We start from the raw sequence: 14,947 nt of genomic DNA on the forward strand, positions 1-14,947 counted from the left end.
TTACATTAGCGTCTAAACATCCCGCCTAAACCGCCGAGTCCGCCCATCATGCCTTGCATGCCGCGCATCATTTTTGCCATGCCACCTTTGCGCATTTTTTTCATCATACGTTGCATTTCATCGAACTGTTTGAGTAATTTATTCACATCTTGCACTTGCGTACCTGAACCCATTGCAATACGACGACGGCGAGAACCTTTGATAATTTCTGGATTTGCGCGCTCTTTCAACGTCATGGAATTAATCATGGCTTCCATTTTACTGAACATTTTGTCATCTACTTTATTCTTGATGTGATCCGGTAGATTTTTGGCACCAGGCAATTTATCTAACATCGACATCATCCCACCCATGTTTTTCATTTGGATAAGCTGCTCACGGAAATCCTCAAGGGTAAAATTATCACCTTTTTTGAACTTCTGCGCCATTTTCTCCGCTTTTTCGCGATCGACAGAACGTTCAAGATCTTCAATTAACGACAGCACATCACCCATGCCTAAGATACGTGATGCCACACGTTCTGGATGGAAGGGTTCTAGTGCATCGGTTTTTTCGCCCACCCCTAAGAATTTAATCGGTTTACCAGTAATCTGACGAATTGATAAGGCAGCACCACCACGCGCGTCACCATCCACTTTCGTTAATACCACCCCTGTTAAAGGCAACGCTTCATTAAAGGCTTTTGCCGTATTTGCAGCATCTTGCCCCGTCATCGCATCCACAGTAAAGAGTGTTTCAATTGGGTTAAGTGCGGCATGAATTTGCTTAATTTCGTCCATCATTTCGCCGTCGACGTGTAGGCGACCTGCGGTATCCACAATTAACACATCGTAGAATTTTAATTTTGCTTCACTTAATGCCGCTTGGGCAATTTGCACTGGGTTTTGTGAGACATCGGAAGGAAAGAAATCGGCACCGACGGCTTGTGCAAGCGTTTCTAATTGCTTGATCGCAGCAGGGCGATATACGTCAGCAGACACCACTAACACTTTTTTCTTATGCCGCTCTTTTAAAAATTTTGCCAGTTTCCCCACACTGGTGGTTTTACCCGCCCCTTGTAAACCCGCCATTAAAATCACTGCAGGTGGTTGGGTCGAAAGATGTAAACTTTCATTCGCCTCTCCCATTGCTGCTTCAAGTTCTGCTTGCACGATCTTAACGAATTCTTGACCTGGTGTGAGGCTTTTATTGACTTCCACCCCAATTGCGCGTTCTTTCACTTTATTAATAAAGTCACGTACCACTGGTAACGCCACATCCGCTTCTAATAATGCCATGCGGACTTCACGTAGCGTTTCCTTAATATTGTCCTCAGTTAAACGTCCACGCCCACTAATGTTACGTAGCGTTTTTGACAAGCGATCCGACAAATTCTCAAACATGCAATCTTCCTATTTAATCTCGAAAAAATTGCCCTAATTATACTGAAATCCCATAGATTTTCATCCTTTGTAATAAATTTATAGCGATTTCACAGTGAGAAAGTTAGAATGAACGGAGAACAAAGGTGAGGGAATTTCAATGTGGCTTTCAATTTTTTCCGTGTTTTTTTATCTATTGAGTGTCTTACTCATTACCCCTATGTTGTTAAAAATTCAAGCGGGCGAACCCGCATCGGTTCCCAATAGAATGCCTTTTTTAACGGCAGCATTACTCGCCATTCTTCTGCACTTTATCAATCTTATTCCTCTTTTTACCGATTTAACCAGCGGTCAAAATTTCTCGGTTATCGAAATCAGTTCCTTAATCAGTGTTATGACAGCAACGATCGCCACATTAGCGTTTTTATTTCGCATACACACTTTATGGTTTTTATTACCGATTATTTATTCTTTCGCCATCATTAATCTGGTCCTCAGTACCTTAATGCCGGCGCATTTTTTATATCATCTTAATCAAGATATGGGCTTATTTATTCATGTAGGCTTATCACTGTTGACTTATTCGGTCTGTTCGATTGTCGCGTTATATTCCATTCAGTTAGTTTGGATCGATCGCGCCTTAAAAAATAAAAAACTGCCTTTTTCACCAATGATTCCACCGTTAATGACCGTAGAGCGCCATTTTTTTCGTTTAATGCTGATAGGTGAAATATTACTCACAATTGTCCTCATTTCAGGGAGCTACCATTTATCGAAAACCTTTGCCCCACAAGACATTCAGAAAGCTGTTTTTTCTTTCTTGGCTTGGATAGTCTTTGGGAGTGCACTGGTTGGTCATTGGAAACTCCATTGGCGTGGAAAAAAAGTGGTGTATTATGCGCTTTTAGGTATCATTCTCCTGACTATCGCCTATTTTGGTAGTCGTGTAATGCTTGAAATATAAACAAGATTTATTTATGCTACGCCATAGTAAAAGTGCGGTTCAAAAAACGAAAAAAATGACCGCACTTTTCGATTTTTGATTAACTCGCAAAAGGATGCATTTTGGACAGTATTCCCCTTAGTACCCTCTTTATTACACTCATCATCTTATTGATCATCTCTGCTTATTTTTCAGGCTCTGAAACCGGTTTGTTGTCTGCCAATCGTTATCGACTACGCCATTTAGCCGAAAAAGGGCATCGAGGTGCGAAAAAAGCGGAAAAATTACTGAAAAAAACAGATGTTTTGCTTAGCCTGATTTTAATTTGTAATAACTTAGTCAATATTACTGCTTCTGCCATTACCACGATTATCGGCATGCGCTTATATGGGGATGCGGGAGTCGCCATTGCAACTGGGGCATTAACCTTTGTGATGCTTATTTTTGCCGAAATTTTGCCGAAAACTATCGCCGCCCGTTATCCAGAAAAAGTGGCATTCACGTCCAGTCATTTGTTGTCCGTTTTTCTGCGACTTTTTACCCCGCTGGTCTATTTAATGAATTTAATTATTCAGGGGATTTTGGCACTATTACGTCTAAAATCAGATAATAAATCAACTTCATTAAGCCCAGAAGAATTACGTTCCATCGTAAATGAATCAGGTAAATTTATTCCTTCCGCCCACCAAGAAATGCTGTTATCTATTTTGGATTTAGAAGGGGTCACCGTAGATGACATTATGGTGCCACGTAATGACATTGGGGGTATTGATATTGACGATGATTGGAAAGCCATTATGCGTCAACTTAACCATGCAGCGCACGGGCGTGTTGTACTGTATAAAGGAAATATGGATGAAAATATTTTGGGGATGTTACGTGTACGTGAAGCCTATCGCTTAATGCTCGATAAAAATGAATTTAACAAAGAAACTTTAATCCGTGCCGCCGATGAAGTGTATTTTATTCCTGAAGGTACGCCACTGAATAGCCAATTATTAAATTTCCGCAACAATAAAGAAAGGATTGGTTTAGTTGTAGATGAATATGGTGATATTAAAGGCTTAGTCACCTTAGAAGATATCTTAGAAGAGATTGTCGGTGAATTTACCACTTCAACAGCCCCATCAATTAACGATGAAGTTATCCCACAATCAGACGGTTCTCTTATCATTGAGGGATCCGCCAATTTACGTGATTTGAATAAATTATTTGACTGGAATCTCGATACCGAAGATGCACGTACCTTCAACGGCTTAATTTTAGAGCATTTAGAAGAAATTCCAGAAGAAGGAACGGTATGTGAAATTAATGGGCTACAAATCACGATTCTAGAAGTGAATGACAACATGATTAAACAAGCCAAAGTCATTAAACTTTAATTCAACATCTGGCTAAGCGATGTCATCAAGACATCGCTTTTTTATTCCGTACATGAATGTTTGATCCAACACAACATTTATTCAACATTGGATAAATAATCATCCTAAATCGCACGAATTTCTTATTTACCCCGTTTTTGGCTTTTGCTAGAATCTTGCAATTGAAATTAATTCTCAATACCGTATAATGTTCAACCTTATTTTGCGATACAAATTAAAGGATTATTAAAATGCCACAATTATTCCAATTCTTACAACAATATATTGATTACATTATTCTAGGCTTACTTGCCTTCATGAGCTTTATTATGGTTTGGCTTGTGATTGAACGCTTTCTTTTCTTAAGTCGCGTCAACGTGGCATCTTATGAAAGCATACATGAATTAGACATTGACTTACAACGCCACCTCACAGCTATCTCTACAATCGGTTCTAATGCACCTTATGTAGGTTTACTTGGTACCGTCATTGGTATTCTCTTAACTTTCTATGAATTAGGTCACTCTGGTGGCGATATTGATGCGGCGGCTATTATGGTGCACTTATCATTAGCCTTAAAAGCCACAGCAGTAGGTATTTTAGTCGCCATTCCTGCAATGGTGTGTTACAACGGTTTAGGACGTAAAGTCGAAGTTAATCGTTTGAAATGGTTTGCCTTAAATGAGAAAAAAGCCAAACAACAAGCATAGGGAGCCGTCATGAAAAAATTTGATGAAATCAACATTATCCCTTTTATTGACATCATGTTGGTACTATTGGCTATCGTTCTGATTACAGCCTCTTTTATTTCACAAGGTAAAATCCAAGTGAATGTACCAAAAGCAAGTTCAACAGTTGCGTTTCGTTCAGATGATTTAGCCAAATTGCTGACTATTACGGAAAGCGGTGAAATTTTTTATCACGATAAACCGATTACGATAGAGGCATTGGAACAAGAAATCAGTAATTGGGAAAAAGATCAAAAAGTCACCTTGAAGGTAGATGCAAAATCCAGTTTCCAAGATTTCGTTTCTATCACCGATATTATGGCTAAAAATGAAATTAAAAATGTCGCTATCGTGACGGTTAAAGAAAAGGCACCTCAATGATAGATAAAAGTCGTTCTTGCATCGGGTTTGCAATTTCATTGCTTTTTCACGCAAGTTTTGTCTCTTTCCTGTATTGGATTGTACAAAAAGACGATGACAGCGCGAATGGATTTGCTGCCGATATCATCTCAACTCATATTTCCATGGAAATGCTGGCGGCTACCGTTTTAGAAGAACCAGAGCCTGCACCTCCGGTAGTAGAACCTGAACTGCCAAAAGAAGAAGTCGCAGATCCGACGGTGAAACCTGAGCCACCAAAAGAACCCGAAAAACCAAAAGAGCCTGAAAAGCCAAAAGAGAAACCGAAGGAAAAACCAAAAGAAAAGCCGAAAAAACCGAAGAAAGAACAACGTGATTTACCAAAGTCAGATCGCCAAATTGATTCTAATTCATCGATCAATCAACAAGCGACCACAACAGGTAACATCACAACCAATAATCCGAATCTGGTCGGTAAAGGTAATAGCACAGATGAAGTCAATGCTTATCGCTCGGCTTTACGCAGAGAAATTGAAAAACATAAACGCTATCCAAACCGTGCACGCATGATGCGCAAACAAGGTGTGGTAACAATCACGTTCCATCTTAATAATGCAGGCGTAATTAGTAATGCGCGAATCAGCAAATCTTCTGGCTCAGAAGAATTAGATAACGCTGCACTGGTAGCTGTCAATAATGCCCGTCCAATTGGTCCACTGCCTGCAGGTATGCCAAATGAAGTGAGCGTTCCTGTCAGTTTCAGAATCACAAATTAAAAAAGTGCGGTAAATTTTACCGCACTTTTTTCTCTCTATTAGAATTCCTCTCATTTGTGTACTTATCTAGGACATCTTTCATAAAAACTTGTGCATTTTTTATCTTCCTATTAGGATATCTAACGATTATCTTCTGCTCATCAATAAGGTAAATAAAAAATGACTGAAAAACGGCTTGCCCAAATCAGTGTTGTACTGAGTACAATCATCATCATGACTTATGCTTTTCTCAGTAGCTATTTTTTAAATAAGCCACTCAATTTGTCTTCTGCTGACTTAATGTACTTTGCGCTATCCAATCTTCTCTCTCTTAGCTTGCCTTTCGTTTGCGCTTGGTTCCCCTATCTTTTTGTCCGTCCTGCCGCGGTAACAGGAAGCGCCCTATCTGCGTTTGGATTGTTTCTTTTCTTCGCGATAACAAGCAGTACTATGGATGATCCTAAAGGCGCTGCCGCAATATGGGTGATTTATTTTTTCTGGCTTATTGGTGCTGCACTGGCTGGAGTTTATCCTGCATTATTTAAACCTCACTTTTTTACTAAGACCGCTACTCGTGCACTGGTATTAAGTGCCTTATTTACTGTCGTTGTCAGTTTTATCATTGGTTTTTTGATTAGTCGGATCGCCTAGCAAGGATTTATCGATAGCTTATAATAAAAATGGGTTAATCCATAAAATTTGGATTAACCCATTTTCTTTTATTTATCAAAGCGAAGCGAAATAATTATTTTGCTGCGTTCTGGTAGAGTGCCATGGCTTTTGGCATGAGGCGTAATAAATTTTGCTGGCGTTCTGCATCGTTTGGGTGGGTAGAAGATAACGCAGCTAATACACCACGACTGCCTGATGATGCCCGTTGCATTTTTTCCCACACACGAGGAGCAGCCTGTGGATTAAAGCCGGATTTTGCCATCAACATAAGTCCAACCTCATCCGCTTCGGTTTCATTGCTACGTGAATAAGGTTTATCTAACGCCCAATCTTTGGTCAAACCAACCACCATCGCACTGCCATCACTACCAATTGCACTAGAAAGTGCAATATGACTGACTTGTGCTAACACATCCGTAAATTGCCCCATATTGACTTTTTTCTTACCATGCTCTTTCAGCGCATGTGCCATTTCATGACCAATCACCGTCGCAATTTCATCATTAGTTAATTGCAATGTATCCACTAATCCCGTATAGAATGCCATTTTGCCGCCCGGCATCGCCCAAGCATTTAATTCTTTTGATTTGATTACACTCATCTGCCAATGGAAAGGTTGCCCTGTCTGATTTTCTGCATTCGCATAAGGCACCATTTTATTGAATATCGCATGGATACGTTTGGCCGTAGCAGAGGACGTATCTAACACACCTTTACTACGAGCCTCATTAATCGTTTGTCGATAAGAAGACGCAGAGTATTGATTAATGCTGGCAGAATCCGCACAAGCATGCAATATCAAGGCGAAAGCAGGCACCCATAGTAACCTTTTAGTCAATTTCATCATAAAGTCCTCACTCAATTTAGATAAAAAAATACCGCTCTTTCAAGCGGTATTAAAACAAAAATGTTATTTTTTTGCACGTTCAAATGAATCTAAAATTTCTTGACGGGCGGCATCAACACCTTCCCAACCATCTACTTTCACCCATTTACCCGCTTCTAATGCTTTGTAGCTTTCGAAGAAGTGTTGGATTTGTGCTTTTAATAATGCCGGTAAATCATTCACATCTTTAATATGATCGTATTCTTTGGTTAATTTGCTGTGTGGTACTGCCACCACTTTCGCATCACTTCCAGCTTCATCTGTCATTTTTAATACCCCAACTGGACGACAACGAATCACTGAGCCCGGTTGTAATGGATATGGTGTCGGGACTAATACATCAACAGGGTCACCATCTAAAGACAATGTGTTATTCACATAACCATAGTTCGCTGGATAGAACATCGCTGTCGCCATAAAACGGTCAACAAACAACGCGCCACTTTCTTTATCCACTTCATATTTAATTGGATCTGAATTAGCAGGAATTTCAATCACAACATAAATATCATCTGGCAATGCTTTACCTGCCGGTACGGTTTCTAAACCCATTTTCGTATTCCTTATTTCAAGTTAATTATAAATAAAAGCACTCAATTATAGCGTTATTCGCACAAACTTGTCGAGATATCGCCCTATTCATCTCAACAGACGCCCAAAATAATTGCGTTGTTTAGCAAAAATCCATTGCTTTTTATTTTTGCACTATTAAAATAGTGCAAATTATTTTTTATAAACTCATAACAACACAGTGGTACTTTTATGACAACAAAACAATTGCCTTCTCTTTTAGGTGGCGCCATGATTATTGCCGGTACAGCGATCGGTGCTGGTATGTTAGCCAATCCAACTGCTACAGCAGGCGTTTGGTTTATCGGTTCTCTTCTTCTATTAGCCTACACTTGGTTTTGCATGACCACGTCAGGCTTAATGATCCTTGAAGCCAATTTACACTACCCAACAGGGGCGAGTTTTGACACCATCGTGAAAGATTTACTCGGCAAACGCTGGAATCTCATCAATGGCTTATCTATCGCTTTTGTATTATATATTTTAACGTATGCTTATATCACATCTGGTGGTGGCATTACCCAACATCTCTTAAATCAAGTTCTCAGCCGCCCTGACAATACGGTGGAAATTGGACGCGGCTTGGGGTCTTTACTTTTTTGTTGCGTGCTCGCTGGATTTGTCTGGTTATCGACTAAAGCCGTGGATCGTTTTACCACTGTACTGATCGGTGGCATGATCATCGCCTTTCTTCTTTCCACGAGTGGACTCATGGCTTCTGTCAGAAGTGATGTGCTTTTCAATAATCTTGCGCAAGGAGAAACACACTATTTACCTTATCTTCTCACTGCACTTCCTGTTTGCTTAGTCTCCTTTGGCTTTCATGGTAATGTACCAAGCTTAGTAAAATACTACGATCGTCATGCTCAATCTGTGGTCAAAGCAATCTTCCTCGGTACCGGTATCGCCTTCGTGATCTATGCATTTTGGCAGCTTGCGGTACAAGGGAATTTACCTCGCCATCAATTTGCACCAGTCATTGAAAAAGGGGGTGATATTGCTGCCTTACTAAAAGCCTTATCGCAATATATCCAAACCGATTACATGGGCGTCGTGCTTAATTTCTTTGCTTATATGGCGATTGCAAGCTCATTTTTAGGCGTCAGTTTGGGCTTATTTGATTACCTTGCGGACTTATTAAAATTTGATGACAGTAGCTTAGGGCGAACTAAAACCACGTTAGTGACCTTTCTGCCACCGCTCTTGCTCAGCTTACAATTCCCTTATGGGTTTGTCGTGGCAATTGGATATGCTGGCTTAGCCGCCACCATTTGGGCAGCGATTGTCCCAGCCCTATTAGCGAAAGCCACACGCCAGCGTTTCACGGAGTCCCACTATACTGTTTATGGTGGTAACTTCATGATTTATTTTGTGATTTTATTTGGTTTGTTAAATATTTTGGCACAAATTGCTGCTCAATTTGGTGTTTTACCGACATTTTTAGGTTAAAGCTCACAAATTTAATGCAAAGTACTTGGCTTGACACAAAATTTTAAGTATATAGTTAGCGGATTTTTTTCTCTTAAGAGGTTTACCATGAAAAAATTAACAAAATTGAGTGCAATCGCCCTGTCATTAGGGTTAATCAGTCAAGCTTACGCTTATACCCAAGACAAAACCTACAATATTACGGTATTACATGCCAACGACACACACGGTCATTTCTGGAAAAACAGTCACGGCGAGTATGGTTTTGCTGCACATAAAACTTTAATTGATAACATTCGTAAAGAAGTCGAAGGCAAAGGTGGCTCAGTGATTTTGCTGCATGCAGGTGATTTCAACACAGGCGTGCCTGAATCTGATATGCAAAATGCGAAACCTGATATCGAGGGTATGAACATGATTGGTTATGACGTAGCAGTACTCGGTAACCATGAATTCGATTTCCCGATGCAATTGCTTGAAATGCAAGAAAAATGGGCGAAGTTCCCCCTCATTTCAGCTAACGTCATCAATAAAAAAACCAACAAACCTTTAGTCAAACCTTATGTGATACTAAACAAAGAGGATGTCAAAATTGCTGTCGTTGGTTTGACCACAGAAGATACCGCTAAATTAGGTAACCCTGATGTGGTTGACCACGTGATCTTTAACAACCCAATTGAAACTGCCAAAAACACCTTGGCTGAAATTAACCAAACCGAAAAACCGGATATCCGTATTGCGTTAACCCACATGGGCTACTATTTTGATGGTAAACACGGACATAATGCGCCGGGCGATGTCACCATGGCACGTACTCTAGATAAAGGCGCGTTTGATTTAATTATCGGTGGTCATACACACGACACGGTGTGTATTGATGAACAAGGTCAATTCAAACTGAAATACACGCCGGGTGAAGCATGTAAACCTGATTTCCAAAACGGCACTTGGATTGTCCAAGCGGGCGAATGGGGAAAATACATTGGTCGTGCAGATTTTGAATTCAAAAATGGCGAAACCAAATTGGTGAAATACGAGTTAATTCCAATTAACTTAAAACAAAAAATCAAATTGGAAGACGGCAAATCCGAATACAAACTGTATCAGCCTGAAATTGCTGAAGATCCAGCCGTCTTTGCCCATTTGAAGAAATACCAAGATGAAGGCGATCGTTTATTAGGCGTGAAAGTGGGGGAAGTAAAAGGGAAATTTATCGGTGATCGTAAAATTATCCGTTTCCACCAAACTAACTTAGGACGTTTAATTGCTCAGTCACAAATGGAGCGTGTGAAAGCGGATGTGGGGATCATGAACTCAGGCGGGATTCGTACCGACATCAACGAAGGGGAAACGACATATAAAGATCTCCTTACTGTACAACCTTTCGGTAATATGATTGCCACTGTCGATTTTACAGGGCAAGAGCTATTAGACTACCTCAATGTGGTGGCATTAAAACAAGTAGATAGTAGTGCTTACCCACAATTTGCTGGGCTTTCTATGGTAGTTGACCGCACCGCACAAAAAGTATCGGATGTCAAAGTCGGTGGCAAAGCACTGGATTTAAACAAAACCTATAAAGTATCTGTACCAGACTATTGCGCCGGTGGTGGTGATGGCTATCCTGTCTTGAAAAAACACCCAAGTTATGTCAATACGGGTTTTATCGATGCGGAGATGCTGAAAAAATACTTTGAAGAAAACAAAGTGTTAGATGCGTCTAAATACGATCCAAAAGATGACATCATCTTCAAATAAGATGACGAAAAAAAGCGTCTATGATGCCCCGCAATTTTTCGAGTTGTATCAAAAATTGCGGGAAAATCCCCTCAGCTTAAATGAAGTGGTAGAAAAACCGACCATGTTGTCTTTGCTCCCCGATCTGACCAATAAAAAATTGCTCGATCTGGGGTGTGGCACCGGTAGTCATCTACTGCTGTATTTACAGCGTCATGCCCGCTTTGTCGTGGGTATTGACCTTTCTCACAACATGTTGAAGCAAGCTGAGCATGACCTATCAAAACATTTTCAAAATGGACCGCACTTTGCCCTCCACCCATTGTCCATGGAGCAACTGGCAGATTTACCAGAAAGTAATTTTGATGTCATCACCAGCTCTTTTGCTTTTCATTATGTGCAAGATTTTGCTAAGTTACTGCAAGATATTCGCCAAAAACTCACCCCCAATGGTTATCTGATTTTCTCGCAAGAACATCCGATCGTCACCTGCTATCAAGAAGGAGATCGTTGGGAAAAAGATCAACACAAACGCCAAGTGGCATATCGGTTGAACTATTATCGTGATGAAGGTGAACGTGAGCGTAATTGGTTTAAACAACCGTTTAAAACCTATCATCGCACTACGGCAACGATTGTCAATCAACTGATTCAAGCCGGTTTTCAGATTGAGCAGATGGCAGAACCCATGCTTGCCGATCAACCAGAATGGCAACAGGAATTTAAAGATTTACAGCACCGCCCTGTGCTGTTATTTATTAAAGCAAAAAAAATATAAATTTTTTGTAAAAAATCCTTGTCAGTTTATTTTTTTTACAGTAATTTGAATAGCAATTGACCAATAAGGAAACACTATGAATTTTACTCGCATGACTCATCATCACCATCTACCCTGATTATCTTTCGGGTATTTTGTGATGCTTGGAAGATAACAAATCTTCCGAGTGTGCGATAAAATGACGAACAATATAAACCTCTCGGAAGCCATTTCGAGAGGTTTTTTTATCACTAAAATTAACAACATCTACTAGGATAAGAATTATGATTGAAAGTAAAAGACTACGCATTGCGATGCAAAAATCAGGACGCTTAAGCCAAGAATCACAAGCCTTATTGAAACAATGCGGTGTAAAAATAAATTTACAGGAACAGCGTCTAATTGCTTACGCTGAAAATATGCCGATTGATATTTTACGGGTGCGTGACGATGATATTCCCGGTCTCGTCTTTGATGGTGTGGTTGATCTCGGAATCATTGGTGAAAACGTCTTAGAAGAGGAAGAACTCACTCGTCAAGCTGCGGGTGAAACAGTCAATTACAAAAAATTACGCCGTTTAGATTTTGGCGGTTGCCGTTTATCAATCGCCATACCGCAAGACGAAGCTTACAATGGCATAAGTGATCTCAAAAATGCGCGTATTGCCACCTCTTACCCGAATTTACTCAAACGTTATATGCAACAACAAGGTGTGGATTTTAAAACCTGTTCACTCACAGGATCGGTGGAAGTCGCGCCCCGTGCCGGACTTGCCGATGCGATTTGTGATTTAGTGTCTTCTGGTGCCACACTTGAAGCTAATGGTTTAAAGGAAGTGGAAATCATTTACCGCTCAAAATCCTGCCTCATTCAACGTGCCGCTGAACTTAGCCCAGAAAAACAAGCCTTAGTGGATAAGTTACTCACACGCATCCAAGGTGTACAACAAGCAGCAGAATCAAAATACATCATGCTTCACGCCCCAAAAGAAAAACTGGAAGAAATCACCGCACTTTTACCCGGCGTGGAAAACCCCACTATTTTGCCATTAGCACACGACAATTCGAAAGTCGCTATGCATGTCGTCAGTCAAGAAAATCTGTTCTGGGAAACCATGGAACAGCTGAAAGATGCTGGCGCCAGTTCGATTTTAGTGCTACCAATTGAGAAAATGATGGGGTAACTTGATGCCATTTACACTTTCACAACAACAATCGCTGTTAGCACAAAAAGGCATCGGCACCACCATTCTCAAACGCTTGCAAGAGATGGGGCTAGATGATGTCAAACAGCTTGCAAAGACAGATCCTGCATTTATTTTAGAACGTGGGGCGGAACTCACTGGGTCCACTTGCTGGCGTAATAGCCCGCAGGCGCGTAAAGCAATAGAAACGGCAGTGAATTGGGCAAAAACACAATGCGATGTAACAACAGAAAAATAACAACACAACAAGGTTAGGTATGCTATGCGATTTCCTGATAAAGATCAGATTTTCCCTATCAAACATTATCACCGACTGTGCTTTTTAAAAAACTTAGTTCGTCATCCTAATATTATTGTGGGGGATTTTACCTACTACGATGATGCCGAGAATGTGGAAAATTTTGAGAAAAATGTGAAATACCATTTTGACTTTTTAGGTGATAAATTGATCATCGGTAAATTTTGCATGATTGGATCGGATGTGAAATTTATTATGAATGGCGCCAATCATCAAATGAATGCCATCTCCACTTACCCATTTGGGATTTTTGGTTATGAATGGGCAAAAGCGTTACCGGAGAAAGCCGAATTATCGAGCAAAGGGGATACGGTTATTGGGAATGACGTTTGGATTGGCTATAACGCCACGATTATGCCAGGCGTAAAAATTGGCGATGGCGCGATTATTGGCACAAATTCGGTTGTCACCAAGAATGTGCCACCTTATGCGATTGTCGCAGGAAATCCCGCTCGCATGATTAGAAAACGTTTCTCACCTGAAAAAATTGAACAATTATTAGCATTAAAATGGTGGGATTGGGAGATTGAGAAAATCACGCGTAATCTTGACTTTTTAACTGGCAAAATCAGTGAACCGATTGAATAATCAAGGAAACAATATGCAAACACTTATTTGGAATACGTTAAATTCAGCACAAAAACAAGCTGCACTTTCTCGCCCAGCTCAAGCCGTTGGTGAACAAATTACGCAAGCCGTGAATGCGATCAAAAGCAATGTCATCAACAATGGGGATAAGGCATTATTTGAACTTGCGGAAAAATTCGATAAGACCACATTAGAAAGCCTTGTCATCTCAAAAGCCCAAATTGAGCAAGCGAGCCAGCGTATTGCGACGGAATTAAAACAAGCGATTCAAACCGCCAAAGGCAATATTGAACGTTTCCACCAAGCACAAAAAAACCAAACGGTGGATCTGGAAACCCAAGCCGGTGTGCGTTGCCAAGTCGTTACTCGCCCCATTCAAAACGTCGGTTTATATATCCCCGGTGGCTCTGCTCCACTGTTTTCCACAGTGTTAATGCTTGCCGTCCCTGCCAAAATTGCTGGCTGTAAAACCATTGTGCTGTGTTCCCCACCACCTATTGCCGATGAAATTCTTTATACCGCCAATTTATGTGGTGTTGAAACCATTTATGCCATTGGAGGTGCTCAAGCCATTTTTGCCATGGCAAACGGCACGGAAAGCGTGCAGAAAGTGGATAAAATTTTCGGTCCGGGCAATGCCTTTGTCACCGAAGCCAAACGTCAAGTATTACAACAAGGCACTGCGATTGATATGCCAGCCGGTCCCTCTGAAGTGTTAGTGATTGCTGATGAATTTGCCGATCCAGATTTTGTCGCCAGCGATTTACTTTCCCAAGCGGAACATGGCGCAGACAGCCAAGTGATTTTAGTCACTAACTGTGAAACGTTGGCAAAACAGACCGCACTTTCCATTGAGCAACAACTGGCTCGTTTACCAAGAGCAGAAACGGCTCGTAAGGCACTTGCTCACAGTCGCACCTTTATCGCCGAAGATCTGCAACAATGTGTAGAAATTAGTAATGCTTATGCGCCTGAACACTTGGTCGTACAGGTGGAAAATGCGCGTAACTTACTGCCGTTTTTAGATAACGCCGGCTCGATTTTCTTAGGTGCCTATTCACCTGAAAGTATGGGCGATTATGCTAGTGGTACCAATCACGTTCTACCGACCTACGGCTATACTCGCACCCATTCAAGTTTAGGTTTAGCCGATTTTAGCAAGCGGATGACAGTACAAGAACTCACCTCACAAGGCTTTACCGACCTTGCAGAAACCGTGATGTTAATGGCGACGGCGGAACAGTTAGAAGCACATAAGCAAGCAGTAGCAATTCGCTTGAATAAATTGAAATAACAGC

The 14,947-nt window shown here is 40.8% G+C and carries 16 protein-coding genes and 1 other annotated feature; of the genes, 13 read left to right on the forward strand and 3 right to left on the reverse strand.

Translation table 11 applies throughout. From position 1 onward, the window contains the following. Positions 1 to 5: 5 nt before the first annotated feature. The gene (gene ffh, locus KPF51_RS07580) at positions 6 to 1,382 is read right to left on the reverse strand and encodes a signal recognition particle protein (RefSeq protein ID WP_005751874.1); all 1,377 of its coding nucleotides are present in this window, start codon (positions 1,380 to 1,382) and stop codon (positions 6 to 8) included. A gap of 139 nt (positions 1,383 to 1,521) precedes the next feature. Here ffh and KPF51_RS07585 point away from each other — a divergent pair, with 139 nt between their 5' ends. From KPF51_RS07585 to KPF51_RS07610, 6 genes are all read left to right on the forward strand, one after another. Further along, positions 1,522 to 2,325 (forward strand): inner membrane protein YpjD, encoded by an 804-nt coding sequence (locus KPF51_RS07585; protein WP_005723566.1) that lies wholly within the window; start codon positions 1,522 to 1,524, stop codon positions 2,323 to 2,325. Positions 2,326 to 2,426: 101 nt separating this feature from the next. Further along, positions 2,427 to 3,686, forward strand: a complete 1,260-nt coding sequence (locus tag KPF51_RS07590; RefSeq protein ID WP_005717561.1) for an HlyC/CorC family transporter — start codon at positions 2,427 to 2,429, stop codon at positions 3,684 to 3,686. Positions 3,687 to 3,916: 230 nt separating this feature from the next. Further along, positions 3,917 to 4,375 (forward strand): TonB-system energizer ExbB, encoded by a 459-nt coding sequence (gene exbB / locus KPF51_RS07595; RefSeq protein ID WP_005717562.1) that lies wholly within the window; start codon positions 3,917 to 3,919, stop codon positions 4,373 to 4,375. Between the two features lie 9 nt (positions 4,376 to 4,384). After that, the gene (exbD, locus tag KPF51_RS07600; RefSeq protein WP_005717563.1) at positions 4,385 to 4,774 is read left to right on the forward strand and encodes a TonB system transport protein ExbD; all 390 of its coding nucleotides are present in this window, start codon (positions 4,385 to 4,387) and stop codon (positions 4,772 to 4,774) included. After that, positions 4,771 to 5,529 carry an energy transducer TonB gene (locus KPF51_RS07605; RefSeq protein ID WP_211599567.1) on the forward strand — a complete coding sequence of 253 codons (759 nt, stop codon included), beginning with the start codon at positions 4,771 to 4,773 and terminating at the stop codon, positions 5,527 to 5,529. Before exbD ends, KPF51_RS07605 begins: the two co-directional genes overlap by 4 nt. Positions 5,530 to 5,688: 159 nt before the next feature. Then, positions 5,689 to 6,159 carry a hypothetical protein gene (locus tag KPF51_RS07610; protein ID WP_005723572.1) on the forward strand — a complete coding sequence of 157 codons (471 nt, stop codon included), beginning with the start codon at positions 5,689 to 5,691 and terminating at the stop codon, positions 6,157 to 6,159. A gap of 94 nt (positions 6,160 to 6,253) precedes the next feature. Here the strand turns inward: KPF51_RS07610 and KPF51_RS07615 are convergent, their stop codons facing one another. Then, complete coding sequence (locus KPF51_RS07615) at positions 6,254 to 7,024, reverse strand: M48 family metallopeptidase (protein WP_005723574.1); 771 nt, start codon at positions 7,022 to 7,024, stop codon at positions 6,254 to 6,256. Positions 7,025 to 7,090: 66 nt separating this feature from the next. Next, positions 7,091 to 7,618 (reverse strand): inorganic diphosphatase, encoded by a 528-nt coding sequence (gene ppa / locus KPF51_RS07620; protein ID WP_005717569.1) that lies wholly within the window; start codon positions 7,616 to 7,618, stop codon positions 7,091 to 7,093. 210 nt (positions 7,619 to 7,828) lie between these two features. On the opposite strand from ppa, the gene mtr reads away from it, so the two are divergent. The 7 genes from mtr to hisD all read left to right on the forward strand — a co-directional run bounded on the left by mtr (position 7,829) and on the right by hisD (position 14,943). Then, positions 7,829 to 9,085, forward strand: a complete 1,257-nt coding sequence (gene mtr, locus KPF51_RS07625; RefSeq protein ID WP_005723575.1) for a tryptophan permease — start codon at positions 7,829 to 7,831, stop codon at positions 9,083 to 9,085. Between the two features lie 87 nt (positions 9,086 to 9,172). Next, entirely contained in the window at positions 9,173 to 10,822 is a 1,650-nt protein-coding gene (ushA, locus tag KPF51_RS07630) for a bifunctional UDP-sugar hydrolase/5'-nucleotidase UshA (RefSeq protein ID WP_061406418.1), read from the forward strand. Position 10,823: 1 nt separating this feature from the next. Continuing rightward, positions 10,824 to 11,579, forward strand: coding sequence for a class I SAM-dependent methyltransferase (locus KPF51_RS07635; RefSeq protein ID WP_005723576.1), 756 nt, complete (start codon positions 10,824 to 10,826; stop codon positions 11,577 to 11,579). Between the two features lie 99 nt (positions 11,580 to 11,678). Beyond that, positions 11,679 to 11,808, forward strand: a sequence feature (His leader region). 34 nt (positions 11,809 to 11,842) lie between these two features. Continuing rightward, positions 11,843 to 12,742 (forward strand): ATP phosphoribosyltransferase, encoded by a 900-nt coding sequence (hisG, locus tag KPF51_RS07640; protein WP_005717575.1) that lies wholly within the window; start codon positions 11,843 to 11,845, stop codon positions 12,740 to 12,742. Between the two features lie 4 nt (positions 12,743 to 12,746). Beyond that, entirely contained in the window at positions 12,747 to 13,001 is a 255-nt protein-coding gene (locus KPF51_RS07645; protein WP_005717576.1) for a hypothetical protein, read from the forward strand. A gap of 24 nt (positions 13,002 to 13,025) precedes the next feature. Continuing rightward, positions 13,026 to 13,649 (forward strand): Vat family streptogramin A O-acetyltransferase, encoded by a 624-nt coding sequence (locus tag KPF51_RS07650; protein ID WP_005723578.1) that lies wholly within the window; start codon positions 13,026 to 13,028, stop codon positions 13,647 to 13,649. Between the two features lie 13 nt (positions 13,650 to 13,662). Next, entirely contained in the window at positions 13,663 to 14,943 is a 1,281-nt protein-coding gene (gene hisD, locus KPF51_RS07655; protein ID WP_061406417.1) for a histidinol dehydrogenase, read from the forward strand. Positions 14,944 to 14,947: the final 4 nt, after the last annotated feature.

It is taken from the genome of Pasteurella sp. XG20, from assembly GCF_018968665.1.
Classification (GTDB): Bacteria; Pseudomonadota; Gammaproteobacteria; order Enterobacterales; family Pasteurellaceae; genus Pasteurella; species Pasteurella multocida.